Source organism: Streptacidiphilus sp. MAP5-3 (assembly GCF_041262505.1).
GTDB lineage: Bacteria > Actinomycetota > Actinomycetes > Streptomycetales > Streptomycetaceae > Streptacidiphilus.
In genome coordinates, this window is record NZ_JBGCCL010000026.1 from 1 (window position 1) to 25,629 (window position 25,629).

Below are 25,629 nucleotides of genomic sequence, written 5' to 3' on the forward strand. Positions count from 1 at the left end.
TTGCCGGCCGCGCCCCCGGCCGCCCGCCCCCCGGGTGCCGCGGGGCGGGGGGGGGGGGGGGGCCCGCCCCCGGGGGGGGGGGGGCGCCCCCCCCCCCCCCCCCCCCCCCCCCCCCCCGCGCCCCTTGGGGCACGAAGTGCCTAGTCCCGACCGCCGGCGAGTTCACGGAGCGGCATGGTGTAGATGCCGCGCCCGTGCGTCGCCGCGTACACGTTGCCGTCCGGGCCGACGAGGATCTGGTCCACCGCCACTGCGGGCAGCTCGCCGATCGCGGCCCAGTGGCTGTGGCCCGGGGCGCGGTACATCGCGCCGAGGTCCGTGCCCAGCAGCAGGCCGCCCTGAGGCGTCAGCGACAGCGAGTCCGCCGGGATGTCCGGCAGGTTCGCCGAGATGTCGGACCAGGTCGCGCCCGAGTCGTGGCTCTCGAAGACGTGGCCGATGCCCGCTCCGGGGCCCTCGTTCCAGTTGCGCGAGAACCCACTGACCGTCAGATAGACGTGGCTGCTGTCCTTCGGGTCCACGACCACGTCGCTGAGGTAGCGGTCCGGTACGCCCGCCGGGAGCGTGAGCTGCTGCCAGCCCGTGCCGTCCGCGTTGCCGACGGCCACGCCGCGCTGGAAGCCCTGCGGGTTGCACGGGCCGCACCACGCCGCGTAGATCTTGCCGCCGGAGGAGGCGACCGCCGTCGCCACGCGTCCCGCGCCCAGGTCGTACGCGCTCGTCCACGCGCTGGAGGAGCGGATCGCGAAGCCCTGCGACTGCACCCAGACGTTCTCGCCGCCCGCCACCCACAGGTTCGGGTTCTGCAGGTCGGAGGTGAACGGCGCGATGAAGCGGGCGTTGGACGTCGCGTTGTCCGGCGGGGCCACGTTGTACGTGGTCGGCGCCACCAGACCGCTGTTGACCGCGCAGTCCTGGGTGACGTTGATCTCCAGGTAGACGTACTCCTGGGCCTCGTTGCAGCCGTTCTTCGGGTCGACCAGCGACATGCCGCCGTCGCCGCCGAAGTTGGAGCCCATCACCGTGTCGACGGCCTTGGAACCGTAACCCCGGAGGATCGACTGGCCGTTGTCCTGCATGCCGCCGGTGACGACGGTGCCCTTGCCGTTCGGGTCGGCGCCGACGCCCACCGAGTAGTACTGGAGGGTGTCGATCGTGCCGTCGTTGAGCGAGACCCAGTCGGTGGCGTGGCCCAGCGAGTTGGCCTGGCCGTCGAGCGGACGGCGGTAGGCGCCACCGTCGTTGCCCGCGTAGACGTAGGTCTGGCCCTTGTAGCTGCCGATGGCCAGGGCGTGCTGGTCCGGGTGGGTGGTCTGCGGGCAGGTGCCGCTCTGCTCGCTGGGGTCGAGGCTCCAGCAGGCGAGCGGGAAGTTCCAGTACGGGCCGGGCGTGGTCCACGTGGTGCCGCCGTCGGTGGTCTCGAAGACCTCCTCCAGACCGGCGTAGACGTGGTCGTGGTTGTTCGGGTCCACGATCAGCGACTCGTCGTACCAGGACTGGCCACCGACGTTGGTGAGCACCGAGCCGGAGGCCCCCAGCGAGGCCGCCGTGGCGACCTGCGTCCACGGGCCGAACGGCGAGCCGTTCTTGGAGACGTAGATGCCGCCCAGGCCGCCGCCCGCGTTGAGCGAGTTCGGGGACTGGACCAGGGCGTAGTAGCGCTGGTGGTCCGCGGAGGGCGCGAAGGTGACCGTGCCGATGTCGCCCGGGTCGGTCGGCAGCGCGCCCATCGAGGTGAGCAGCTGCCAACTGCCGTTGACCTTGGTGTAGTAGCCGTTGTAGGTGTCGCCGGAGCGCCAGCCCGCGGCGACGACCACCCGGCTCGGGTCGGCCGGGTCGAACGCGATGTCGTTGACGATGTTCTTGTAGGCCGCGTTCGGGTCGTTGGCCAGCGAGTGGCCGGGCAGGTAGTCGGGGCTCGGAGCGAACTCCAGCTTCCAGGGCCCGCCCAGGTGCGTGACCGAGTGCGACCAGAGGCCCTCGGAGGTGGCGGCGTAGATGGTGTCGCCGCTGATGCGCAGCTCGTGGATCGCGGTCGACTGGAGTTCGTCGCCGCCGACCCGGTCGCGCGAGGTGAACTGGCCGTGCCGCGGGTCGGCCAACAGGTAGACGCCGGAGCCGAGGTAGGCGTCGGCGTTGGTGTTGGCCTCGCCGGTGCCGAGCCAGAGGCGGCCCCGGCCGTCCAGCGCCAGCGCGCCGGTGGCCTGCGCGGAGAGCCCGTCGCTGATCGGCGTCCAGTTGCCGCCGGCCTGCGTGGACCGCCAGACGCCGCCGCCCGCCGAGCCCGCGTAGACGTCGCCGTTGCTGTCGGCGGCCATCGCGGTCATGCGGCCGGTCACCTGGCCCATACCGGCCGTGGAGTTGGAGTCCTGGTCGCGGTAGCGCGAGTCGTCCGAGTTGTACGGGAGCATGGTGGCCTGGCGCCAATTGCCGCCCGTACGCGGCATGTTCTGCAGAGCGGTCCAGGCCGCGCCGTACGCGCCGGGGGCGACGATGCCGGGAGCGTTGACCTCGTCGGCCGCCTGTTGGGCGCCGTTGGATATGTCGTCCGACTCGTCGTCTCCGCCGTCACCACCGCCGACCATGGCGTGCACGCCGCCGCTCTGCGGGTGGTTGTGGTGGACCGGCATGGCGATGGCCGGAGTTGCGGCCATCAGGCCGCCGACCGCGGCCAGGGTTATCAGTGTGAAGCGACGGCTGGTGCGGTGCGGGGTCGTCAACAAGTCCTCCCCGAGACTGTGGGTGTGCACCGGGTGATGGAGCTGGGCAGGGCCTGTCGGTTCCAGGCCGCGTGCGACTTGACCACACGGGGAGGGGTGGCAGCTAGTGCCATGGCACACGAATTTACGGAACCGTTATGGCATCACTTCTCGCTCAGTGATCGCATTCTCACGTACCGTCACATCGTGCAGGTGGCAAGGCCGTAGAGCTGCCCCGCGTTCTCGCTGCCGATCAGCGAGGCAATCCTGGCCGCTTCAACGGCGTTGCCGGGCACGGCCTCTGCCAACCAGGAGCCGAGCGCGTGGCGAAAGGCAGCCGCACCCGCGCGGTGCAGCTCCGGCAGGCCGTAACCGTCGGTGGAGAACAACACCTTCCGGAACGGTGCGAGTTCGAGCGTCTCCGCCAGTACCTGACGTGCGCCGGCAGCGCCGGTGTGGGTGAGCGTCAGACCGACGTCGCAGTAGACGTGCGGGAACGACTGCGCCAGCCAGGCCGCCTGGCGGTGGTAGGGCCAGCAGTGCAGCAGCACCAGCGGGGTGCCCAGCGGTTGGGCCGCCCGGACGAAATCCGTCAGCAGGGACGGGTCGGACCGGTGCAGGGTGAGGTCGGGATCGCCGAAGCCGGTGTGGAGTTGGAGCGGAAGGCCCAACTGGAGCGCCGTCCAGAGCAGGTGGCGCAACAGCACCGGATGCGTCAACCGGCCGCCCCCGGAGGCCAGATACTCCCCCGCCGCACGCCGCGTCTCGGCCGGCGACGGTCGTGCGGGATCGAGGTCGAGCCCGTAACGGTAGGCGACAACGGACTTGAGGCCGACCGCATGCCGGGCGGCCCGGTGCAGCGCGGCTCCGACACCCTCCGCCCAGCCGTCGGCGGTCAGTCCCGGGGCCACGTGCTCGGCGACGCGCTCGATCCGGACGATCTCGTGCACGTCCGCGCCGGCCAGACCGCCGAACTCGTCGGGCGAGAGCAGCGGGACGCCCGCCGCCTCGGTCAGGCCGGTGTCGACCAGGCAGACGTCGAAGCCCGAGCGGCGCAGCATCCGCCGGGTGACCTCGGCCGCGCCGAGCTCGCGGCGGCGCTCCAGATAGGCCGCCACGGGCGCGAACGCGGGCAGGTCCAACTCCGGTGCGCACCAACGGCGGACGGCCAGCCCGAGCGAACTGTCCCAGACGGCGTGCGGATCGGCGGGCGGCTGGTCCGACTCGGTCAGCAGCGAGGCGAACGCCGCGTCGCCCAACTCCGAGGCGACGACGGAGTGGCAGTGCTGGTCCACCAGCCCGCCGATGTCCCAGAGCGCCGACTCCCCCTCGCCCGCCGGCATCAGTAGCGCCAGCGGGTCGCGGCGATGACATCCTCGGGCGGCCGGGCCCCGTAAGCCTCCTGCTCGGCGGCACGAACGGCGGCGACGGCCTCGAAGAGCACCTCACCGAGCGCCTCGTGGAGCACCGTCGAGACCCGGAAGGCCGCGAGCGACTCCCCCAGGTCGGTCGGCAGTCGAGGCGGCCGGCGGTCCGGCGGCAGCAGCGCCGGGTCGCCCTGGGCCGGTTCCGGCAGCTTGGCGCCCGTGTCCATCCCGGCCAGGCCCGCCGCGATCACGCCGCCGACCGCGAGGTACGGGTTGGCGGACTGGTCGAAGCACTTGACCTCGACATTGGCCGGAGCGCCCGACTCCGCCGCGGCCTGCTCGGCGTAGCGGCGGCGCTCGCTCTCGTCCAGGTCGCGCAGCAGCGCCTGCGTCGCCTCCTCGGCATCCGTGTCCTGCCGCAGCAGCCCGGGGACGGGCGGGTAGGCCCGCGTGGCGGGCCTCGGCGGACGGGGCAGCAGGTGCGGCGCCTCGACGACGCGAAGGGCGGCCTCGCGGTTCTCCACGCCCCAGCAGCGGTACACACCCGCCCAGTGCGACGGCACCAGCCGCAGGTAGCTGGCCACGCTGGGCGCGCCGAGCGCCAGCAGGGCGGGCAGCTCGTCGAGGATCCCGCCCAGGAACGACTCACGGGCGACGGGGTCGGCCATCAGGTTGTGCCCGTCCTGCCAGGCGCTGAGGTGCAGGTGGCCGCCGTTGCCGACGCCGCCCGCCTCGAAGGCCGGTGCGAACGAGGCCCGCAGCCCGTGCCGCGCCGAGACGGCCCGGATCGTCGCCCGGACCAGCACCGCGTCGTCCGCCGCCGCGACCGGGTCGGCGGCGGCGATGGAGACCTCGAACTGCCCTGGCGCGTACTCCGGGTGAATCTGCTGCACCGTCAAACCCTGGGCTTCCAGGGCCAACAGCACGTCGCGCAGGTAGTCGGACAGGTCGGTCAGCCGGTGCAGCCCGTACGCGGGGCCGTCGGTGGGGTAGGTCGGCGGCTCGCCCGGAGCCGCCTGCCGCTGGACGATCCACTCGGTCTCGAACGCGGCGCGGAAGGTGATCCCGAACTCGGCCCCCCGCGCCGCCATCGCGGCGGCGAACTGCCGCTGGCAGGCCGGATGCGGCGTCCCGTCCTGCGCGTACCGGTCCACCGGCACGAAGGCCCAACCGGGCTGCCCGGCGAGCCTGACGGCGCGGTCGAGGTCCGGGAAGAGTCGCAGATCGCCGTCGGGGCCGCCGATATGACGGCTGGTCGTGATCGCGTCGTCGACCAGGAAGACGTCGAAGACCGGCGACATCCCGATCCCGTGCACGGCCGCGTCGGGGAGGCGGCTCAGCGGGATGCCCTTGACCCGGGCGATCCCCGCGTTGTCCACCCAGGTCAGCGCGACCGCGTCGACCTCCTCGGCGCTGAGCCGCGCGGCGGTCAACCGCGCCTGCGCCCGGGCCTCGTCCCGCTCCGCCACCTGCCGGCCTCCCGTCGTCGCACCCACGTCGAACCGTTGTCGAGCCGTCCTGGAACCAGGGTCGTCGAGCCGTCGTCGTCAGGCGGCGTCTGCTCAGGCCCCGCCGTCGTGCACGCTGAACGCGCTGCGCCGCGCGGCCCGCGCGACTCCAGGATCGGGGTGCGCCGACGCCACCGCCGCCAGGACATGCCCGGCACGCGGGTGACCGACCTGGCGGGCCAGCGCGAAGAGCCGTCCCGGGTCGCCGTCGGCGGCGCCCTGGACGTGGCGGACCAGCATCCCGGTGTCACCGTGCTCCAGCACCGCCGCCCCCGTGTCCACCCAGAGCCAGGCGGCGTCCTGCTGGTCCAGCACGTCGGCGGGCAGCACGCCCTCGTCGCTCTGCTCGGCCAGCCACAGCAGCGCGTAGGGCCGCAGCATCGGCTCGTCGCAGGCGTGCCGGACGGCGGGCTCGGCCGGATGTCCGGCGACGCGCAGCGCCTCGAAGGCCAGACCGCGCAGCAGCGCGTCCTCGCCGCGCGCGACGTCGAGCAGGTCGGTCACGGCGCGGTCGACCTGACGGGCCGCCAGCCAGGCCCGGTACTCGGCGCGCGCGGGGCCGGGCGTGTACCCGGCACAGGCGGCCAGCAGCTCGTAGGCCGACTGCTCGATGTGCCCGGCGGCGGTCTGCGCCACCGTGCAGATCTCCTCCAGCTTGGCCCGCACGGCCCAGTGGCCCAGCGGGGTCAGCTCGACGCTGTCCTCGGGTCTGCGCACCAGCGCGCCCACGGCCGCGAAGCCCTCCAGCATCCAGCGCAGCACCGCGGCGATCTCCCCCGGCGTCGGCGGCAGCGCTGCGCCGGCACGCGCCTCCGCGTCGCGTGCGTCGGCGCGGATCGCCGAGACGGCCAGAGCGGCGTGCGGCACGGGTGAGGCGACGGTCGGGTGCAGGCCCGCATGCCACTGCTCCTCCATGCCGCGACGCAGCAGCTCCAGCAGCTCCGCCTCGTCGACCGGACCGGCCACCAGGTGCAGGAACGAGAGCAGTTGCGGGGCGTGGTCGACCGCCTGCCCCGCGAGCTGGGTCAGCGCCCGGTCGGGCACGGAGACCAGCAGCGTCCAGGCGTCGAAGAGCGCGGTCCAGCCGCGCAGGACGGCCTCGTCGTCGTGCTCCCAGGCGTGCAGTCGCCAGCCCGGCCCCGCGCCGCTGCCGCGCAGCTCGATCAGGCCGGTCAGCCGCGCCCGTTCCCAGGCCGCGACGGCCTGGTCCAGCGTCAGCGCGAGCGACTTCGCGGCGGCCTCGGCGTCGCCGGGCAGGAGGTCCCCCCGGCGGTCCACGGCCGGCAACTCGCCCGCCCAGTGCGCGATGCGGACTGCGTCCGCGAGCAGGCGCCGGGCGAGGGGCGCGAGGCGCGCCGGGGCAGACTGGTAGGAGGGGGGCGTGCGGCGCACCTGACCGGCGGGTCGGGGCAGTCTCGCTACGCGGGCATCACGGTCGCGCGGATTCCGGGACGTCACGCCGTGCAGTCTTCCCCGTCGCACGGCAACTTGTCACATCCTCAGGCGTGGCGCAGGTCAGGAGTGCGACGAGGTGCGCGAGTGGCGCACGATTTGCGCCTACAACGGCGGAGGTTGGGCGTTGCGAGGCTTTTACTCCGGGTCGATACGGGGACATTTTTCGCTCCACGGGTAGGTGCACAACCAGGGGCGCGGGGAACTGCGCGACAAGCCACCGGCGTGCAGATGGTCCTCAAAGCGCAGGGCCATCCGCACAGGGTGGGTTACTCGCGCAGTTCCCCGCGCCCCTGGGCAAAGTGCAACCGTCCTCTCGGCAACCGTTAAAGGAGGGGCGTCAGGAACCGCCTCAGCAGATCCTCGTACCCGTGGGGATCCGCGTTCCACAACGCCTCGTGCTCGGTGCCCGGAAACTCCCGGTACAGGACGAGATCGTCCCTCCGCTCCGCAAGCCGCCGTACCGGTGCGATCGGGGCCACCGTGTCGTCCGGGCTGTGGAGCAGCAGCGCCGGCGCGGTCAGGCCGTCGCCCTCCGCCAGGCGGTCGAACGCCGCCGTGTCGACGCCGCTGCGGCCCTCCGCCGCGCGCATGCCGAGCTCCGCGAGGGGCTGGGGGACGCCGCGACGGGTGGCGCGGCGTCGCGCCGCCTCGCGCCAGTCCAGCACCGGCGAGTCCAGCACGAGCCCGCGCACGATGTCCCGCCACGCGGACCGCTCCGCCGCCTGCAGGGCCATCGTCGCGCCGATGCCCCACCCGTAGAGCAGGACCCGGCTCGCGCCCGAGTCGACCGCCAGGCGGATCGCCGCCTCGACGTCGCGCCACTCCGTCTCGCCGAAATGGCCCATGCCGTCCGGGGACGCCGGTGCGCCCGGGTCGTTGCGGTAACTGATGGCCAGCACCGGCATCTTGAAGTGTTCGAACACCGGCAGCAGCGGCAGCACCTGTCCCCGGTCCGCGCCGTCGCCGTGGATCGCGATCACCCACGGGTCGCGCAGTCCGGGCAGGTACCAGGCCGGCATCGGGCCGAGCTCGCCGCTGACGTGGGTGTCGGAGAAGTCCATGCCCAGCGCCTGCTTGGGGTCGCCGCGCAGCACCCACGGTGTCAGGACGACGGTCTCGCCCTCCTCCGGCAGCACGGAGCCGCCCGGCAGGACCTGGCGGATCACTGTCTGCGCGGTGGTGGAGAGGACCGGACCGATCACCACATGGCCGTCCGTGCCCCACTCCAGCGCCCAGCGGCCGTGCCGCTCGGTCTCCGGGGTCCGGGTCAGCTCGATCATGCCCGGCGCGACGGAGTGGACGCGCAGCCCCCCCGTCGAGGCGGGCGCCGCGCCGCTGGAGCGCACCGAGAGCTCGGAGACCACCCGTCCGACCGCCAGGGCGACCGCGCCCACGCCGACGGCGGAGACGGTGGCCACAGCGGCTGCCTTGCCCCAATGCATGTCGCTACCCCTGCTCCCCGCTGCCGCCGTACCGGCACGTGCTGCCGCACCGGAACCGCTGCCGCACCGGATCGTGCCGACGTTCTCTCCATCCCAGTACCCGCTGGGCGCCCGCGCCACCGGAGCGCGGCCGGACGGGAACACGGGACGCGGGTGACCGCACCCTCGACGGTTTGTCCGGAAACCCGCGCAGGACCTTGACACTGTGTGCATTGCCGCTGCTCCCGGCCCTGGATAGCGTGCCCGAACCGGCGGAGCCCGGCGCTCCGCACCGAGGCACCCGCTCCGCACCTCCTCAAGGAAGCAGGTCTCCCGTGGGCACCTCCGCCACCGCCAACGGCGGTGTCTCCTTCTGGTACTCGGCCATCGGCCTCCCCGACCCGCGACGGCCGCTGGACGGTTCGACGGAGGTCGACGTGGCCGTCGTCGGCGGGGGCTACACGGGGCTGTGGACGGCCTACTACCTCAAGCAGGCGGACCCCTCGCTGCGCGTCGCCGTGCTGGAGCAGCGCTTCTGCGGCTACGGCGCGTCCGGCCGCAACGGCGGCTGGCTGTACAACGGCTTCGCCGGGCGCGGCGTCTTCGCCAAGCACTACGGCAAGCCGCGCGCCATGGCGATGCAGCAGGCGATGAACGAGAGCGTCGACGAGGTGCTGCGCGTCTGCGACGCCGAGCGGATCGACGCCGACCAGGTCAAGGGCGGGGTCCTGGAGGTCGCCTACACGCCCGCGCAGGTCGGGCGGCTGGACGCGTTCGTCGCGGGCGAGCACGCGTACGGCGAGACCGAGGTGGAGCGGCTGACGGCCGCCGAGGCCTCGTCCCGGATCGCGGTCTCCGGTGTCCTGGGCGGCAGTTGGACCCCGCACGGCGCGCGGATCCAACCGGCCAAGCTGGTCCGGGGCCTTGCCGAGGCGGCGGAGCGACTGGGCGTCAGGATCTACGAGGGCACGACGGTCACCGAGATCCTGCCCGCCGTCGGCACGGCCCCCGCGCGCGCCGTCACCGACCAGGGCACCGTCTCGGCCCGGTACGTGCTGCGCTGCACGGAGGGCTTCACCGCCAACCTGCGCGGCGAGAAGCGCACCTGGCTGCCGATGAACTCCTCCATGATCGTCACCGCACCGCTGCCCGCCTCCTTCTGGGACTCCGTCGGCTGGGACGGCCGCGAGACGCTGGGCGACTTCGCGCACGCGTACATGTACGCGCAGCGGACGGCGGACGACCGGATCGCGCTCGGCGGACGCGGCGTCCCCTACCGCTTCGGCTCTCGCACGGACAACGACGGCTCGACGGCGGCGAAGACGATCGACCAGCTGACCGAGATCCTGACCGGCTTCTTCCCCGCAGCGCGGGGTGTCGCGGTCGACCACGCCTGGTCGGGCGTGCTGGGCGTGCCGCGCGACTGGTGCTCCACGGTCGCCGTCGACCAGGCGTCCGGCCTGGGCTGGGCCGGAGGCTACGTCGGCAGCGGCGTCACCACGACGAACCTCGCCGCGCGGACGCTGCGCGACCTGGTGCGCGGCGAGGCGACGGACCTGACGGACCTGCCGTGGGTGGACCACACGGTCCGCCGGTGGGAGCCGGAACCGTTCCGGTGGATCGGGGTGCACGGGCTGTACGCGGCGTACCACTTCGCCGACCGACAGGAACGCGGCGGGCGCGCGGGGACCTCCCCCGTCGCGAAGGTCGCGGACGTGATTTCCGGGCGGCACTAGAAACGGCACTGAACGTAGTCGCACCACCTGCGGGAACAAAGCCTCAAGCAATACCCGACGTGCGGATTCCGCCAGGGTGACGGACGCTGTTGGAGGGACGGATCGGGGTCCGTCCGGGCCTGCAGCATTCGACACCTTGGGGTGCCCATGTCTGTCTTCCTGTGCCTGCTTGTCGCCCCGCTGGGACTGATAGTCATCCTTGGCCTTTCCTGGTTCGAGGATCACGTCCTCAGCCCGCCCACGAGCCCCGCCGACCAGGTGGTGCAGAAGTCCGTCGAACTGCTCAAGCAGCAACGTCCGTGATCCGCGACACCGACCCGGTCGGTTGACGCTGCGTCCGGCGACATGGTGGGATCCTTACGCCAATCGGAGGCAAGGAGAGGAAGCCGGTGCAAATCCGGCGCGGTCCCGCCACTGTCACCGGGGAGCACCTGCGAACGACGGCCACGGCGGCTCATCGCCGCTGGAAGGCCCGTAGGTGCGTCGATCCGGAAGCCAGGAGACTCTCGCCTTCGGATCGTCGATCCAGGGCGCGGACCCTGAGTGAGGACACGCAGCGGTGCGCAGCAGCGCGTTCGCGTACGGGGCCGTGGTGGGCTATGCCGCCGACGCCGTGTTCGGCGACCCCCGACGTGGTCATCCGGTAGCCGGGTTCGGGCGTTTCGCCGCCGCGCTGGAGCGGCGTCTCTACAAGGACCATCGCGGCTCGGGAGCAGTCTTCACGCTCGCCGCGGTCGGTTCCGTCGCCGGGGGCGCGCTGGTGACGGAGCGCACGCTGCGGCGCTCGCGCCCCGCTCAGGCGGCCCTCGCCGCCGCGTCCGCCTGGGCGGTTCTCGGGGGCGCGTCACTCGTCCGCGAGGCGCGCGGGATCGCGTCCGCGCTGGAGCGCGGGGACATCGAGGCGGCGCGCGAACGTCTGCCGCACCTGTGCGGGCGTGACCCGCGTCAGCTGGACGCGCAGGAGATCGCCCGCGCGGTCGTCGAGTCCGTCGGCGAGAACACCGCCGACGCCGTCGTCAACGCGCTGATCTGGGGCGCCCTCGTGGGCGCGCCGGGGCTGCTGGCGTTCCGGGCCGTCAACACGCTGGACGCGATGGTGGGTCACCGCTCGCCGCGGCTGCTGCGGTTCGGCTGGGCGTCGGCGCGGCTGGACGACGTGGCCGGGTGGCCGGGTGCCCGGCTGACGGCGCTGCTGACCGTCGCGGCGAGCGAGGACCGGGGGCGCGCGTGGCGCGTCTGGAGGCGTGACGCGGGCGCGCACCCGAGCCCGAACGCCGGTCATGCGGAGGCTGCCTTCGCGGGCGCGTTGGGAGTGCGGCTCGGGGGCACGCTCCGCTACGGGGAGCGGGTCGAGCACCGACCGGTTCTGGGTGCGGAGTTGCGGCCGGTCGCGGTCGCGGACGTGGAGCGCGCCTGTCGGCTTTCACGCCGGGTGGGCGCGCTGGCGCTGGCGACCACCGTGACGGTCGCCCTGCTGAGGGGGACCAAGCTGAGGGGGGCAAAGAAGTGAGCGGGGCACTGCTGGTCGCCGGGACCACCTCCGATGCGGGCAAGAGCGTCGTCACGGCGGGTATCTGTCGCTGGCTCAAGCGACAGGGCGTCAAGGTCGCGCCGTTCAAGGCGCAGAACATGTCGCTCAACTCCTTCGTGACCCTTGACGGCGCGGAGATCGGCCGGGCCCAGGCGATGCAGGCGACAGCCGCGGGCGCCACGCCCGAGGCGGCGATGAACCCGGTGCTGCTCAAGCCGGGTGGCGACGGGCGCAGCCAGGTCGTGGTACTGGGCAAGCCGGTCGCCGAGGTCGGCGCGCTGGACTACCGCGAGCGCAAGCCCGCGCTGCTGCGGATCGCCCTGGACTGCCTCGCCGACCTGCGCGACCGCTACGACGTGGTGATCTGCGAGGGCGCCGGCTCCCCCGCCGAGATCAACCTGCGGGCCGGGGACATCGCCAACATGGGCCTGGCCGTCGCCGCCGACCTGCCGGTGGTGGTGGTCGGCGACATCGACCGGGGCGGCGTCTTCGCGTCCATGTTCGGGACGCTGGCGCTGCTCTCCGCCGAGGACCAGGCGCACATCGCGGGCTGGCTGGTCAACAAGTTCCGCGGCGACGCGCGCCTGCTGCAGCCCGGACTGGACATGCTGCACCGGGTGACGCACCGTCCGTCCCTGGGCGTGCTGCCGATGCTGTCGGGGCTGTGGCTGGACGCCGAGGACTCGCTGGACCTGGCCGGCGTGATGGCGCGCGGCGACGCGGGCGGGCCGGTCGGCGCGGACGTGCTGCGGGTGTCGGTGGTGCAGTTGCCGCGGCTGTCGAACTTCACCGACATCGACGCGCTGGCACAGGAGCCCGGTGTGCTGGTCCGCTGGGCCACGCGCCGGGAGGAGCTCGCCGACGCCGACCTGGTGGTGCTGCCCGGCACCCGGGCCACGGTCGCCGACCTGGCGTGGCTGCGCGAGCGGGGGCTGGACCGGGCCGTCGCCGAGCGGGCGGCGCGCGGGCTGCCGGTGCTCGGCGTCTGCGGCGGGTACCAGATGCTGGCGCGGACGATCACGGACGAGGTCGAGTCGAAGGCGGGCAAGGTCGCGGGCCTCGGACTGCTGCCGGTGGACATCCGCTTCGCGGTCGAGAAGACGCTGGCGCGCCCGGTGGGCGAGGCCTACGGCGAGACGGTGCACGGCTACGAGATCCACCACGGCGTCGCCACCGTCTCCAGCACCGCCGCTGGCGGCGGCGAGCCGTGGCTGGACGGGTACCGGGCGGGGTCGGTCTGGGGAACCACCTGGCACGGCGCGCTGGAGAACGACGGGTTCCGGCGGGCGTTCCTGCGCGAGGTCGCTGCCGCCAGCGGGCGTGCGTTCGTGCCCGCCCCGGACACCGGCTTCGCCGCCGCACGCGAGGAACGGCTGGACCGGCTCGGGGATCTGATCGAGCGTCATGCCGACACCGACGCGCTGTGGCGGCTGATCGAGGACGGGGCGCCGGGCGGGCTGCCGTTCGTGCCGCCGGGGGCGCCGACGTGACCAAGAACTCTTCACCAACAAGCTCGACAAGCAAGGGAGTTGACCGGGTGGACCAGGACCAGCAGGCCCCGACGGAGCACGAGAGCGGGGGCCAGGATGCGGACGGAGCCACGGTCCTGCTGCTCTCCACCGCCGACACCGACCTGCTCGCCGCCCGCGCCTCCGGCGCGCGCTACCTGATCGGCAACCCGACCCGGACCGACGTCGCGACCGAACTCCCCGCACTGCTGGCCGACGCGGACGTCGTGGTGGTCCGGCTGCTCGGCGGGCGGCGCGCCTGGGAGGACGGGCTGGCGGCCATCGCCGCGTCCGGACTGCCGACGGTGCTGCTCGGCGGCGAGGCCGTGCCGGACGCGGAGCTGATGGGCATGTCGTCCGCCCCGGCGGGCGTGGTCGCGGAGGCGCTGCGCTACCTGGTCGAGGGCGGCATGGCCAACCTGGCCGAGCTGGCGCGCTTCCTCTCCGACACGGTGCTGCTGACCGGCGAGGGCTTCTCGGCCCCGCAGGCCATGCCGCAGTTCGGCGTTCGGGGGGCTGCGTCAATCGAGGCGGGCGAACTGCGGGACGGCCGCCCGACGGTGGGCGTGCTCTTCTACCGGGCGCACGAACTCTCGGGCAACACCGCGTTCGTGGACACGCTCTGCGCGCAGATCGAGGCCAAGGGCGGCAACGCGCTTCCGGTGTACTGCGGTTCGCTGCGTGGCGCCGACGCCGGGCTGTTCGCGCTGCTCGGGCAGTGCGACGCGCTGGTCGCCACCGTGCTCGCCGCCGGTGGGACCGTCGCCGCAGACGCCTCGGCGGGCGGTGACGGTGAGGAGAGTTGGGACATCGGGCAGCTCGCCGAGCTGGACATCCCGGTGATCCAGGGCCTCTGCCTGACCACCTCCCACGCCGTCTGGGACGAGTCCGACGCGGCGCTCTCGCCGATGGACGCGGCGATGCAGGTGGCCATCCCCGAGTTCGACGGCCGGCTCATCTCCGTCCCGTTCTCCTTCAAGGAGACCGGCGCCGACGGCATCCCCGTCTACGCCGCGGACGAGGAGCGCGCCGGGCGGGTCGCCGGGATCGCGCTGCGGCATGCGGCGCTGCGCCACAAGCCCAACGCCGAGAAGAAGTTGGCGATCGTCTTCACCGCCTATCCGACCAAGCACTCGCGTGTCGGCAACGCGGTCGGCCTGGACACTCCGGCCTCGGCCGTGCGGCTGCTGGACGCGCTGCGCGCCGCCGGCTACGGCGTCGACGGCTACCCGGCGGGCGGCGACGAGCTGATCCACTCGCTGATCGCCGCCGGTGGCCACGACGTCGAGTGGCTGACCGAGGAACAGCTGCGCGCCGCGCCCGCCCGCGTGCAGCTGAAGGACTACCAGCAGTGGTTCGACGCGCTGGACGACGAGCTGCGCGAGGGCGTGCTGGAGCACTGGGGCGAGGCTCCCGGTCAGCTCTACGTCGACGGCGACGAGATCGTGCTGGCGTCACTGGCCTTCGGCAACGTGGTGCTGATGATCCAGCCGCCGCGCGGCTTCGGCGAGAACCCGATCGCGATCTACCACGACCCGGACATGCCGCCGTCCCACCACTACCTGGCCGCCTACCGGTGGTTGGAGACTGCGACATCGTCGGGCGGGTTCGGCGCCGACGCCGTCGTCCACCTGGGCAAGCACGGGACGATGGAGTGGCTGCCGGGCAAGGGCCTTGGCCTGTCGCGTGGTTGTGCGCCGGACGCGGTGCTGGGTGAACTGCCGCTGATCTACCCGTTCATCGTCAACGACCCCGGCGAGGGCACCCAGGCCAAGCGCCGCGGGCACGCCACCATCGTCGACCACCTGGTCCCGCCGATGGCGCGCGCCGACACCTACGGCGACCTGGCCAAGCTGGAGCAGCTGCTCGACGAGTACGCACTGGTCAGCGATCTGGACCCGGCCAAGGCTCCGGCCGTGCGGGCGCAGATCTGGACGCTGGTCAAGGCCGCCGAGCTCCACCACGACCTGCATGTCGACGAGCAGCCGGACGACGAGGCGTTCGACGGGTTCGTCATGCACATCGACGGCTACCTGTGCGAGATCAAGGACGTGCAGATCCGCGACGGCCTGCACATCCTGGGCGGCGGCCCGGTGGGCGAGGCGCGGGTCAACCTCGTGCTGGCGGTGCTGCGTTCGGCCCAGATCTGGGGCGGGCGCGCCGACGCCCTGCCCGGCCTACGGGCAGCGCTCGCCTCGCACTTCGGGCTGGTGGAGAAGGAGTTGCTCGCCGAGCCGGGCGCTGCCGTGCACGTCTCCGAAAAGCTGCGCGCGCTCGTCGACGGCCCGGCGCGCACCGGCTCGGACGCGCTGGACCTGCTGGAGCAGCTCTGCCGTCGGCTGGCCGAGGGCATGGAGGCGCGGGACTGGGCCGTGGACACTGCTCCGGGCCTGGTCCTCGATGTGCTGGGCGGGCCGCTGGACACCGCCGTCGCCGTGCTGGAGTTCGCCGCCGAGGAGGTCGTGCCCCGACTGGCGCGCACCACGGACGAGTTGGACCACATCCTGCGCGCGCTGCGCGGCGGCTACGTGCCCGCCGGACCGTCCGGCTCGCCGACGCGCGGGCTGGTCAACGTGCTGCCGACCGGCCGCAACTTCTACTCGGTCGACCCCAAGGCCATTCCCTCCCGGCTGAGTTGGGAGGTCGGCCAGGCGCTGGCCGACTCGCTGGTCGCGCGCTATCTGGAGGACACCGGCGCCTACCCCAAGTCCGTCGGCCTGACGGTCTGGGGCACGTCCTGCATGCGCACGCAGGGCGACGACATCGCCGAGATCCTCGCGCTGCTGGGCTGCCGTCCGGTCTGGGACGACGCCTCGCGCCGGGTCACCGGCTTCGAGGTCGTGCCGCTCGCGGAGCTGGGCCGTCCGCGCATCGACGTGACCGTGCGCATCTCCGGCTTCTTCCGCGACGCATTCCCGCACGTCGTCGGCCTGTTGGACGACGCGGTGCGGGCCGTCGCCGAGCTGGACGAGCCCGCCGAGTCCAACTACGTGCGCGCCCACGTCGACGAGGACGCGAGCGAGCACGGCGACCGGCGCCGGGCCAGCGCACGCATCTTCGGTTCCAAGCCCGGCGCGTACGGCGCGGGCCTGCTGCCGCTGATCGACGCCCGCAACTGGCGCTCCGACGCCGACCTGGCCGAGGTCTACGCGGTCTGGGGCGGCTACGCCTACGGACGCGGCCTGGACGGCCGGGCCGCGCGCGGGGACATGGAGCAGGCCTTCCGCCGGATCTCGGTGGCGGCCAAGAACGTCGACACCCGCGAGCACGACCTGGTCGACGCGGACGACTACTTCCAGTACCACGGCGGCATGGTGGCCATGGTCCGCCACCTGACCGGCGAGTCCCCCGCCGCCTACGTCGGCGACAGCGCCACGCCCAGCCAGGTCAAGACCCGCACCCTGGGCGAGGAGACGCACCGCGTCTTCCGCGCCCGCGTGGTCAACCCGCGCTGGATGGCGGCGATGCGCCGCCACGGCTACAAGGGCGCCTTCGAGATGGCCGCGACCGTCGACTACCTCTTCGGCTACGACGCCACGGCGGGCGTGGTCGACGACTGGATGTACGAGAAGTTGGCGTCGGAGTACGTCTTCGATCCGACCAACCAGGAGTTCATGCGCACGTCCAACCCCTGGGCGCTGCGCGGCATCACCGAGCGGCTGCTGGAGGCGGCGGACCGCAAGCTCTGGGCCGAACCCGACCAGTCGACCCTGGACCGGCTGCGCGCCACCTACCTCGAGCTCGAAGGCGACCTGGAAGGGGACGCGGAGTGACTGTCCGTCAGGATTCCCGGTATCCGTTCACCGCCGTGGTCGGCATGGACGACCTGCGGCTCGCGCTGCTTCTGAACGCGGTATCGCCGCAGGTCGGCGGCGTGCTGGTGCGCGGCGAGAAAGGCACCGCCAAGTCGACCATGGTCCGCGCGCTGGCCGGGCTGCTGCCCGCGCTGCACGTGGTCTCCGGCTGCCGCTTCGCCTGCGACCCGGCGTCCCCGGACGCGCAGTGCCCGGACGGCCCGCACGTCGTCGAGGCGGCTGCCGTCGCCGAGCGCCCCACCTCGCTGGTCGAGCTGCCGGTCGGCGTCAGCGAGGACCGGATCGTCGGCTCGCTGGACCTGGAGCGGGCCCTGGCCGAGGGCGTGAAGGCCTACGAGCCGGGCCTGTTGGCGGCGGCGCACCGCGGCGTGCTCTACATCGACGAGGTCAACCTGCTCCACGACCACCTGGTCGACCTGCTGCTCGACGCGGCGGCCATGGGCCGCTCCTACGTCGAGCGCGAGGGCGTCTCGGTCCGGCACGCGGCGCGGTTCCTGCTGGTCGGCACGATGAACCCGGAGGAGGGCGAGCTGCGTCCGCAGCTGCTCGACCGCTTCGGCCTCACCGTCGAGATCGCCGCGACCCGCGAGCCGGAGCAGCGCGCCGAGGTGGTCCGGCGTCGCCTCGCCTACGACGCCGACCCGGAGGGCTTCGCCGTCCGCTGGCAGGACGAGGAGCGGGCGCTCGCCGAGCGGATCACCGCGGCGCAGGAGCTGCTGCAGCAGGTCGTGCTCGGCGATGCGCCGCTGCGTCAGATCACCGCCGTCTGCGCCGCGTTCGAGGTGGACGGGCTGCGGGCCGACATCGTGATGGCCAGGACGGCGGTGGCGCTGGCCGCTTGGGCCGGACGCACCCAGGTACTGGCCGAAGACGTGCGCATCGCCGCGCAGTTGGCGCTGCCGCACCGGCGTCGACGCAACCCGTTCGATGCGCCAGGGCTGGACGACGAGAAGTTGGACGAGACGCTCCAGCAGTTCGCCGGGCAGGAGCCCGAGAGCGATCCGGACGGTGACCCCGACGGCACCCCGGACGGAGACGGCCCGGACGACTCGGGTCCCGACAACGGCGGAGGCGGGGGCGATGGCGGAGGCGGCGGTCAGGACGCGCCCAACGCGCCCGAGTCCCCGGCCGAGGCCACGTCCGACGATACGGGCGATGCCGGCGAGGCGGGCGGGGCGGGCGAGCCCGGCAAGGCCCAGCCGCAGCAGTCCCCCTCCGCGCCCGCGCCACGCGAAGCCGCTCCGGTCGCGGCCGACCAGCCGTACAAGACGCGGCTGTTCAAGGTCCCCGGCACCGGCGAGGGCGTCCAGGGACGCCGCTCCCGCGCGGAGACCGACGCCGGCCACACAATCCGCGCCCAGCGCCCCACCGGCGCGCTCCAGCGGCTGCACCTGGCCGCGACCGTCCAGGCCGCCGCACCGCACCAGCGGGCGCGCGGGCGCAACGGACGGGCGCTGGTGCTGCGCAAGGACGACTTCCGGCAACAGGTCCGCGAGGGCCGCGAGGGCAACCTCGTCCTCTTCGTCGTCGACGCCTCCGGTTCGATGGCGGCCCGGCAGCGGATGTCGGCGGTCAAGGGCGCGGTGCTGTCGCTGCTGATGGACGCCTACCAGCGCCGGGACAAGATCGGGATGATCTCCTTCCGGGGCTCGAACGCCGATCTGGTGCTGCCGCCGACCTCGTCGGTGGAGGCGGGTGCGGCCCGGCTGGAGCTGCTGCCGACCGGCGGCCGGACGCCGCTGGCCGCCGGACTGCTGCGCGCGCACGAGACGCTGCGCGTCGAGCGGCTGCGCGACCCGATGCGGCGTCCGCTGGTCGTCGTGGTGACGGACGGCCGGGCGACCGGCTCGCGCTCGGCGCTGGACGACGCGCGGCGCGCCGCCGGACTGCTGGCTGCGACCGGTACGGCGAGCGTCGTGGTGGACTGCGAGAGCGGCCCGGTCCGGCTCGGCCTGGCCGCCGAGTTGGCGCAGCACCTGCAGGGCCCGGCCGTGGCGCTGGACGAACTGCGCGCGGACACGGTGACCTCGCTGGTGAAGACGATGGTCGGGACCATGCAGAACTCGAAGCGGAACTCGAAGCAGCACTCCAAGCAGAGGGAGGCGGCGTAACCATGCCGCAGGGACAGCCGACCAGTGTTCCCGACGACGGTCTGACGACCCGTCAGCGCCGCACCCTGCCCGTGCTGGCCGTCCACACCGGCCCCGGCAAGGGCAAGTCCACGGCCGCGTTCGGGATGGCGCTGCGCGCCTGGAACCAGGGCTGGCCGATCGGGGTGTTCCAGTTCGTCAAGTCGGCCAAGTGGAAGGTCGGCGAGGAGCACGCGCTCAAGGTCCTCGGCGCGAGCGACGAGGGCGGCACGGTCGCCTGGCACAAGATGGGCGAGGGCTGGTCCTGGGTGCAGCGCGAGATCGCCGAGAGCGAGGACGCGGCGCGCGAGGGCTGGGAGCAGGTCAAGCGCGACCTGACCGCCGAGACCTACCGCTTCTACGTGCTGGACGAGTTCACCTACCCGATGCACTGGGGTTGGATCGACGTGGACGAGGTGCTGGACGTGCTGGCCGCGCGGCCCGGCTCGCAGCATGTCGTCATCACCGGCCGGTACGCGCCCGAGAAGCTGGTCGCGGCGGCGGACCTGGTGACCGAGATGACCAAGGTCAAGCACCCGATGGACGCCGGCCGCAAGGGCCAGCGGGGCATCGAGTGGTAGCGGTCCCGCGCGTCGTCCTGGCCGCGCCCGCCTCGGGCACGGGCAAGACGACGGTGGCCACCGGCCTGATGGCCGCGCTGACCGCGCGCGGCCTGCGGGTCTCGCCGCACAAGGTCGGCCCGGACTACATCGATCCGGGGTACCACGCCTTGGCGACGGGGCGTCCGGGCCGCAACCTGGACGCGTTCCTGAGCGGGCCGGACCGCGTGGCACCGCTTCTGCTGCACGGCGCTTCCGGTAGCGACATCGCCGTCGTGGAAGGCGTGATGGGCCTCTACGACGGCGCGGCGGGCCGCGGTGAACTCGCGTCGACCGCGCACGTCGCCAAGCTGCTGCGGGCACCGGTGGTGCTGGTCGTGGACGCGTCCTCGCAGAGCCGCTCGGTGGCGGCGCTGGTGCACGGCTTCGCGTCGTGGGACCCGGAGGTGCGGATCGGCGGGGTGATCCTCAACCGGGTCGGCTCCGACCGGCACGAGGCGATGCTGCGCGAGGCGCTGGAGGAGGGCGGCGGCGTTCCGGTGCTGGGCGCACTCCGGCGCAGCGACGCGGTCGCCACACCGAGCCGCCATCTGGGCCTGATCCCGGCCGTGGAGCGCGACGCGGACGCGTTGCGCGCGGTCCGGGAGATGGGCGAGTTGGTCGCGGCGGGCGTCGACCTCGACGCGGTGCTGGCACTGGCGCGCAGCGCGCCGGAGTTGCGGGCGTCGGCATGGGACGCGGACGAGGAGATCGCCGCGCTCGGTCATTCCCTCCCCACCGGGCAACGTCCGGTCGTCGCACTCGCGGGCGGTCCCGCGTTCTCGTTCTCCTACGCGGAGAACGCGGAGCTGCTGACGGCGGCGGGGGCGGACGTGGTGACGTTCGACCCGCTGCACGACGAGAAGCTGCCCGAGGGCACGTCCGCGCTGGTCGTCGGCGGCGGCTTCCCTGAGGTCCACGCGGCGGAGCTGTCCGCCAACCGTCCGCTGCGGGAGGCGATCACGGCGCTCGCCGCGTCCGGCGCGCCGATCGCGGCGGAGTGCGCCGGTCTGCTCTACCTCTGCCGCACGCTGGACGACCGCCCGATGTGCGGGGTGCTCGACGCGGACGCGGCGATGTCACCGCGACTGACCCTCGGCTACCGCGAGGCCGTCGCCCTGACCGACAGCCCCCTCGCCCCGGCCGGCCTCCGCGTCCCGGGCCACGAGTTCCACCGCACCGTCACCACCCCGGGCGCAGGCCCCACTGCGGCGTGGGGCTGGCGCACCTTCGAGGGCAGGCTGACGACCGAGGGCTTCGCCACCCCGACCCTCCACGCGTCCTATCTGCACCTCCACTGGACGGCCGCGCCGAGCCTCGCGGCCCGGCTGGTGACCAACGCCGCGCGGTACGCGGAGCAGCGCCAGGGCTAGCCGCGCGCAGAGCGGCGCATAAGACAGTTACCCCGGCCATCCGTCGCGGGAGACGGCCGGCCGGGGCTGGTGCCGACAAGCGCGAACTCCCTAACTCGACCCGACGTAGATCTGCGTGTCAGTCAACGAACAGGGAGACCCACTGCTGGACCGACCTGGCACTGGCACGCAATCCCGTTGGGGATTGCGTGACGTGTTCGGGGTACGGGTCGTGCTCACGAATGATGAACCCGGCCGGGTCCTCTCCGGGCAGACGCGTGCCGCACAGACGTATGACGCTACCCTCCGGGTCGGCCCACACGAGATCTGCCGGCCCTGGGCGCAAGCCGTCCGGAGCCGACACGCGTAGGGGCCTTCCCAGCCGTCGTCATCTCCTCGTCCGTGGCACGGAACTGGTCGAACTGGCCGGACCGCACGCCCTCTACGAAGATGGTGAACTCAACTCGCGAGAAGGCCAGCACGGGGGCCTTCTCGTCCTTGTCGTCCGAGACGCCGACCATGCGCTTGCCGTCAGCGTCGGGTAGCTCCGTGACGATGACGGAGTCCTTGACGATGGGGTCAAGGTCGGTGTCGTACGCCTTGATCCAGCGCACACCCTCCGGCGCGTTGGGGTTGTTCCACGGGATCGTTGTCCTGCTGTTCGTCAGTGTGCCCATCATGATCTGTCTCCTCTGTGTCGTCGATCGGCGACCTGGAGTGCTCGCAGTCTGCGATGAAGACCAGCCCGTGAGCTGATGTGCGGTGTCGACGTTGCTCCTCGGCCGCACGCCTCATCCATGCGATGTCCCGCAGGACCGCCGCCGACAGGCGAGCCTGCCGCAGCCGGCTGCACTCTTCGCAACGGGCGGAGCTGCCCGGATTCCCTTCCGCTTGCAGAGCCCACACAGACGCGCTCATCCGTCACCCCAGGTGCACCGATTCGTGGTTTCGTCACGACGGTAGGGGGCTGCGACTGCGAGAATCCATGATCATTCAAGCGCCTGCATAGAAGCATTCAGCGGTCCCGCCGAAAGTCCTCGGACCACGCTCGCAGCAAGGTCCGCGCATCGTCCTCCTGCGCAGCCTCGCCGGCGAAGAAGTCGAACAGCTCCCGGTAGTGCTCGACATCCTTCGGGTCCCTCAGAGCCAGTCGGCCCGTGAACAGTTCCACTGTCACCAGCTTCGCCCCGTAGACGGTGAACGTGTGGAACGGAGCATCCGCTACCTGAGCGGACAAGGGCAGCACGGCAACGTTCACATTGGGCAGCAGAGAGACGGAGAGCAGCCGGTCCAGTTGCATCGCCATGACCAAGGGATCACACAGCCGCCACCGGACAGCAGATTCGGTCAGGAGAAAGTCGAACCGCTTCGAGCCGTTGAGGAGAACGGCTTGGCGTTGCAACTTGAGGGCGACTGCCGTGTTCACGTCGCCGTCCACCGGATCGATCGGTGGACTCATCGCCGTGCGCATGTAGTCCGGGGTCTGGAGAAGTCCCGTGATCATCGCTGGGAGGAAATAACGGATGTGCTGCGCCCCAGCCTCGAGAGACGCCAACTCACGCTGCCGTACGTCCAGCCCTCTGCGTACCGAGGACCGCACGTCCTCGTACTCGGCGTTCGCAACTCGGGCGAGGGCCAACAGTTCTCGGCCCAACTCGTCGTCTACGCCCAGGGCATTGAGGATCTGTTGAACGTCCACCACGGTCGGCAGAGTGCGCCCGTTCTCCAATCGGGACACCTTGGACTGACTCATGCCGCAACGGACAGCCAACCGTTCACCAGAAAGGCCGGAGGCACGTCGAAGATCCCTGAGCGCTGCGGCCAGGTCCCGGCGTTGCTCTCCGGCCTTGCTGGGGTCGAGGGTCAATCTGCGCTGTACTCCATGAACGGAACCGACAGCGAGAGGGCAAGGTCCCGCCACTTCCGGTACTGATCAAGGTCGGGTCCGTCGAGCAGATCCCGGCTGATCTGCGATCCGTCCGACCGGTAACGCATCTCTACCACGTTCTGGTCATCGAACAACCAGAAGTCCTGATCAGGTAGGCCAGGGTTCGGCTGGTCGGTGAGATCGAGAATCCGGACTTCTTCGCCGGCGGCCACGTTGTGCACGTAGGCCGCGAACTCGTAGCGGAGGTAGTCCGTCAAGGGCCGAGTGAGGACATGCACGCGGCCGATCCACCGGCCGGACGCCCGAAAAGCCCGAATCCGGGTGAGCCACGGGTCGTCGTCCGGGATGTGCAGTCCACCTGTCTCCAGAAACGCCATGAACTCTTCGTCTTCGTCCGGCATCGCGTACGCGTTCCGCGTTTCCAGCCGGAACGCCTCCCGCTCGAACGCATCGAAGTACGTCCTCCAGGCGTCACCAGCCAAGTGCACGGACCGCCTCCCTGAGCACGCTCTCGGGGATGCTGACGACAGCCTCACCCTCCGGGGTCCTGTGCTCCACGATGTCGCCCTGCACCGCGATCATGCCGGGCTCATCCGTCGTATAGATGGTCGGGCAGTCGTCGTTACAGCACTCCGGGTCTCCGCCGGCGATCCTCACAAGCTGCACGGTGCCTCCTCCGTTATGCGGTGACGTGCATAGGACGCTACGGACACGCCGCCCACCCCAGCAAGGCCCATTCACGTTCCCGCATAGACCCGCGCTACTCCGGCTCTGTGCGGAATGGGGCCCGGAACGCGGGAGAATGGCCCGCATGAGCAGCAAGTCCCGGAAGTCGTTCTCCGCCTGCCCCTGTGGTGGGCCCCGCCCGTACGCCGAGTGCTGTGGCCCGCTGCATGCGGGCAGCGCGCAGGCGGCCACGGCCGAGCAGTTGATGCGGTCGCGCTTCGCCGCCTTCGCGAAGCAGGACGCCGCGTACCTGCTGCGCAGTTGGGCGGCGGAGACGCGGCCCGGACGGGTCGACTTCGATCCGGGACTGCGGTGGGAGCGGCTGGAGATCCTGGGCACGACAGAGGGCGGGCCGTTCCACTCCGAGGGGACGGTCGAGTTCCGCGCCCACTACCGCGAGGGCCGCGCCGCCGGCTCGATGCACGAGAAGAGCCGGTTCCGGCGCGAGGGCGGCGCGTGGGTCTACGTGGACGGCGACATCCGCGACTGAACGTCTCCTGTACACCCGCCCAAGCGCCCCCGATCACCGGTCCTGACGTGCTTTCATGGGTCACGTGGGGGGTCTACTCGGACCGTGCCGGGGGGCGATGCGGCCGCGTCCGCGCCACTGGGCCGCTGTGCTGGCCGTGGCGCTGACGCTGGGCTGCCTGGTCGCCCTGCTGAACTCCGGCACCGGCGGGGGCCACCCGGCCTGGCCGCCCGACACCTCCGATCTGACGCCGGGTTGGGGCTTCACCCATACCCAGTACAGCGCCGACGACAGCGACGCGTCCGCCGCGGCCGCCGTGCGGCGGGAGGTGGGCGCCGTGCCGCTGGCGCAGGACCAGGCGCTGATGGGCTGGGGCGCGGACAACCCCGAGCCCTCCCCCGGCGTGTACGACTTCAGCCGCCTGGACGCCCGGATCGCGCTGATCACCGGCAGCGGCGGGCGGCCGGTCATCACGTTGTGCTGCGCACCCGACTGGATGAAGGGCGGCCAACCGGGTCGGACCGACTGGAACCAGTTGGAGACCGCCCCGTCCCCCGCCCACTTCGCCGACTTCGCCGCACTGGCCGCGACCGTGGCCCGCCGCTACCCGCAGGTCCACGACTTCCTGGTGTGGAACGAGTTCAAGGGCTTCTTCGACAACACCGCCGACGCGTGGGACGCGGCCTCCTACACGGCCCTCTACAACGACGTCTACCGCGCGCTCAAGGCGGTCCGGCCGGACATCCTGGTCGGCGGCCCCTACCTGCCTGTCGACAGCTACCCGACCGGGACGACCGCCCGTCCCTCGACGGTCTCCGGCCCGTGGGGGACGGTCGACCAGCGGGCGGTGGACGCGTTCCGGTACTGGCTCGCGCACGAGGCCGGGGCGGACTTCGTCGTCGTCGACGGTTCCTCCCTGCCCAAGGACGGCGGCTCGGGGGTGGACGCGTTCGCGGCGACGGCGAAGTTCAGCGCCGTCACCCGCTGGATCCACTCGCTGACGCCGCTGCCCGTGTGGTGGTCGGAGTGGTACGTCGAGCCGCCGGACTCCGGCTGGACCGAGCCGCACCGCGACGCGGTCCTCGCCGCCGGGATGATGGCGCTGGCCCAGGGCGGTGTGGCGGCTGCCTTCTACTGGAACCCGGAAACGCCCACCGGTCCCTGTCCCGGCTGCCTCTGGGACCAGTCGGGTCAGGCGCTGCCGCCGCTGACGCTGCTCCAGGGCTTCGCCCGTTGGTTCCCGCCGGGCACGCGGGCGGTCCCGCTCACCACCGGCGGCCCGGACGTCCTGGCCCTGGCGCAGCCCGCCGAGGGCGTCGCCGTGAACACCGCCGACCGGCCGGTCAGCGTCGTGCTGAACGGCCGGACGCGGACCTTGGGGCCCTACCAGGTCCTCTGGTTCTCCCGCTGAGAACGACCCCGCAAA

Annotated in this window: 19 protein-coding genes and 1 riboswitch; of the genes, 10 read left to right on the top strand and 9 right to left on the bottom strand. The window is 72.4% G+C overall.

The window, feature by feature from the left end:
• Positions 1 to 140: 140 nt before the first annotated feature.
• The 5 genes from ABH928_RS28505 to ABH928_RS28525 form a co-directional block, all read right to left on the bottom strand.
• The gene (locus ABH928_RS28505) at positions 141 to 2,720 is read right to left on the bottom strand and encodes a glycosyl hydrolase (protein WP_370071492.1); all 2,580 of its coding nucleotides are present in this window, start codon (positions 2,718 to 2,720) and stop codon (positions 141 to 143) included.
• Positions 2,721 to 2,899: 179 nt separating this feature from the next.
• Positions 2,900 to 4,042 (bottom strand): amidohydrolase family protein, encoded by a 1,143-nt coding sequence (locus tag ABH928_RS28510; protein ID WP_370071493.1) that lies wholly within the window; start codon positions 4,040 to 4,042, stop codon positions 2,900 to 2,902.
• Positions 4,042 to 5,535 (bottom strand): glutamine synthetase, encoded by a 1,494-nt coding sequence (locus ABH928_RS28515; protein ID WP_370071494.1) that lies wholly within the window; start codon positions 5,533 to 5,535, stop codon positions 4,042 to 4,044. Before ABH928_RS28515 ends, ABH928_RS28510 begins: the two co-directional genes overlap by 1 nt.
• Positions 5,536 to 5,628: 93 nt before the next feature.
• Positions 5,629 to 7,032 carry a hypothetical protein gene (locus ABH928_RS28520; RefSeq protein ID WP_370071495.1) on the bottom strand — a complete coding sequence of 468 codons (1,404 nt, stop codon included), beginning with the start codon at positions 7,030 to 7,032 and terminating at the stop codon, positions 5,629 to 5,631.
• 320 nt (positions 7,033 to 7,352) lie between these two features.
• Positions 7,353 to 8,471: an alpha/beta hydrolase family protein gene (locus tag ABH928_RS28525; protein WP_370071496.1), complete on the bottom strand. Its 1,119-nt coding sequence runs from the start codon at positions 8,469 to 8,471 to the stop codon at positions 7,353 to 7,355.
• Between the two features lie 314 nt (positions 8,472 to 8,785).
• Between ABH928_RS28525 and ABH928_RS28530 the strand changes: the two genes are divergently transcribed.
• The 8 genes from ABH928_RS28530 to ABH928_RS28565 all read left to right on the top strand — a co-directional run bounded on the left by ABH928_RS28530 (position 8,786) and on the right by ABH928_RS28565 (position 21,141).
• A complete protein-coding gene (locus ABH928_RS28530) occupies positions 8,786 to 10,186 on the top strand; it encodes an NAD(P)/FAD-dependent oxidoreductase (RefSeq protein WP_370071497.1) in 1,401 nt (466 codons plus the stop codon).
• A 147-nt stretch (positions 10,187 to 10,333) separates the two neighbouring features.
• Positions 10,334 to 10,489, top strand: coding sequence for a hypothetical protein (locus tag ABH928_RS28535; protein ID WP_370071498.1), 156 nt, complete (start codon positions 10,334 to 10,336; stop codon positions 10,487 to 10,489).
• A gap of 29 nt (positions 10,490 to 10,518) precedes the next feature.
• Positions 10,519 to 10,712, top strand: a riboswitch (cobalamin riboswitch).
• Positions 10,713 to 10,745: 33 nt separating this feature from the next.
• Positions 10,746 to 11,696, top strand: coding sequence for a cobalamin biosynthesis protein (locus ABH928_RS28540; RefSeq protein WP_370071499.1), 951 nt, complete (start codon positions 10,746 to 10,748; stop codon positions 11,694 to 11,696).
• Positions 11,693 to 13,207: a cobyric acid synthase gene (locus ABH928_RS28545; RefSeq protein WP_370071500.1), complete on the top strand. Its 1,515-nt coding sequence runs from the start codon at positions 11,693 to 11,695 to the stop codon at positions 13,205 to 13,207. The genes ABH928_RS28540 and ABH928_RS28545 overlap by 4 nt, the downstream gene beginning before the upstream one ends.
• Positions 13,208 to 13,326: 119 nt before the next feature.
• Positions 13,327 to 16,998, top strand: coding sequence for a cobaltochelatase subunit CobN (gene cobN / locus ABH928_RS28550; protein ID WP_370071575.1), 3,672 nt, complete (start codon positions 13,327 to 13,329; stop codon positions 16,996 to 16,998).
• 44 nt (positions 16,999 to 17,042) lie between these two features.
• Positions 17,043 to 19,151 carry a putative cobaltochelatase gene (locus tag ABH928_RS28555; RefSeq protein WP_370071576.1) on the top strand — a complete coding sequence of 703 codons (2,109 nt, stop codon included), beginning with the start codon at positions 17,043 to 17,045 and terminating at the stop codon, positions 19,149 to 19,151.
• A gap of 2 nt (positions 19,152 to 19,153) precedes the next feature.
• A complete protein-coding gene (gene cobO, locus ABH928_RS28560) occupies positions 19,154 to 19,750 on the top strand; it encodes a cob(I)yrinic acid a,c-diamide adenosyltransferase (RefSeq protein ID WP_370071501.1) in 597 nt (198 codons plus the stop codon).
• Positions 19,744 to 21,141, top strand: coding sequence for a cobyrinate a,c-diamide synthase (locus ABH928_RS28565; protein WP_370071502.1), 1,398 nt, complete (start codon positions 19,744 to 19,746; stop codon positions 21,139 to 21,141). Before cobO ends, ABH928_RS28565 begins: the two co-directional genes overlap by 7 nt.
• 278 nt (positions 21,142 to 21,419) lie before the next feature.
• Here ABH928_RS28565 and ABH928_RS28570 read toward each other — a convergent pair whose 3' ends face one another.
• The 4 genes from ABH928_RS28570 to ABH928_RS28585 all read right to left on the bottom strand — a co-directional run bounded on the left by ABH928_RS28570 (position 21,420) and on the right by ABH928_RS28585 (position 23,674).
• Positions 21,420 to 21,800 carry a DUF397 domain-containing protein gene (locus tag ABH928_RS28570; protein WP_370071503.1) on the bottom strand — a complete coding sequence of 127 codons (381 nt, stop codon included), beginning with the start codon at positions 21,798 to 21,800 and terminating at the stop codon, positions 21,420 to 21,422.
• Between the two features lie 335 nt (positions 21,801 to 22,135).
• Positions 22,136 to 22,987 carry a helix-turn-helix domain-containing protein gene (locus ABH928_RS28575; protein WP_370071504.1) on the bottom strand — a complete coding sequence of 284 codons (852 nt, stop codon included), beginning with the start codon at positions 22,985 to 22,987 and terminating at the stop codon, positions 22,136 to 22,138.
• Positions 22,984 to 23,496, bottom strand: a complete 513-nt coding sequence (locus tag ABH928_RS28580) for a DUF6879 family protein (protein WP_370071505.1) — start codon at positions 23,494 to 23,496, stop codon at positions 22,984 to 22,986. The genes ABH928_RS28575 and ABH928_RS28580 overlap by 4 nt, the downstream gene beginning before the upstream one ends.
• Positions 23,480 to 23,674: a hypothetical protein gene (locus ABH928_RS28585; RefSeq protein ID WP_370071506.1), complete on the bottom strand. Its 195-nt coding sequence runs from the start codon at positions 23,672 to 23,674 to the stop codon at positions 23,480 to 23,482. Before ABH928_RS28585 ends, ABH928_RS28580 begins: the two co-directional genes overlap by 17 nt.
• A 136-nt stretch (positions 23,675 to 23,810) precedes the next feature.
• Between ABH928_RS28585 and ABH928_RS28590 the strand changes: the two genes are divergently transcribed.
• Positions 23,811 to 24,224, top strand: a complete 414-nt coding sequence (locus ABH928_RS28590; protein ID WP_370071507.1) for a YchJ family protein — start codon at positions 23,811 to 23,813, stop codon at positions 24,222 to 24,224.
• Positions 24,225 to 24,321: 97 nt separating this feature from the next.
• Complete coding sequence (locus tag ABH928_RS28595; protein ID WP_370071508.1) at positions 24,322 to 25,614, top strand: xylan 1,4-beta-xylosidase; 1,293 nt, start codon at positions 24,322 to 24,324, stop codon at positions 25,612 to 25,614.
• The last annotated feature ends 15 nt before the right edge of the window (positions 25,615 to 25,629 follow it).

Excerpts from the sequence above, each read along its gene's own strand:
- ABH928_RS28510 (WP_370071493.1), bottom strand. The coding sequence starts at position 4,042 with ATGCCGGCGGGCGAGGGGGAGTCGGCGCTCTGGGACATCGGCGGGCTG.
- ABH928_RS28525 (WP_370071496.1), bottom strand. The coding sequence starts at position 8,471 with ATGCATTGGGGCAAGGCAGCCGCTGTGGCCACCGTCTCCGCCGTCGGC.
- ABH928_RS28535 (WP_370071498.1), top strand. The coding sequence starts at position 10,334 with ATGTCTGTCTTCCTGTGCCTGCTTGTCGCCCCGCTGGGACTGATAGTC.
- ABH928_RS28555 (WP_370071576.1), top strand. The coding sequence starts at position 17,043 with ATGGACGACCTGCGGCTCGCGCTGCTTCTGAACGCGGTATCGCCGCAG.
- cobO (WP_370071501.1), top strand. The coding sequence starts at position 19,154 with ATGCCGCAGGGACAGCCGACCAGTGTTCCCGACGACGGTCTGACGACC.
- ABH928_RS28570 (WP_370071503.1), bottom strand. The coding sequence starts at position 21,800 with ATGATGGGCACACTGACGAACAGCAGGACAACGATCCCGTGGAACAAC.
- ABH928_RS28590 (WP_370071507.1), top strand. The coding sequence starts at position 23,811 with ATGGCCCGCATGAGCAGCAAGTCCCGGAAGTCGTTCTCCGCCTGCCCC.
- ABH928_RS28595 (WP_370071508.1), top strand. The coding sequence starts at position 24,322 with ATGCGGCCGCGTCCGCGCCACTGGGCCGCTGTGCTGGCCGTGGCGCTG.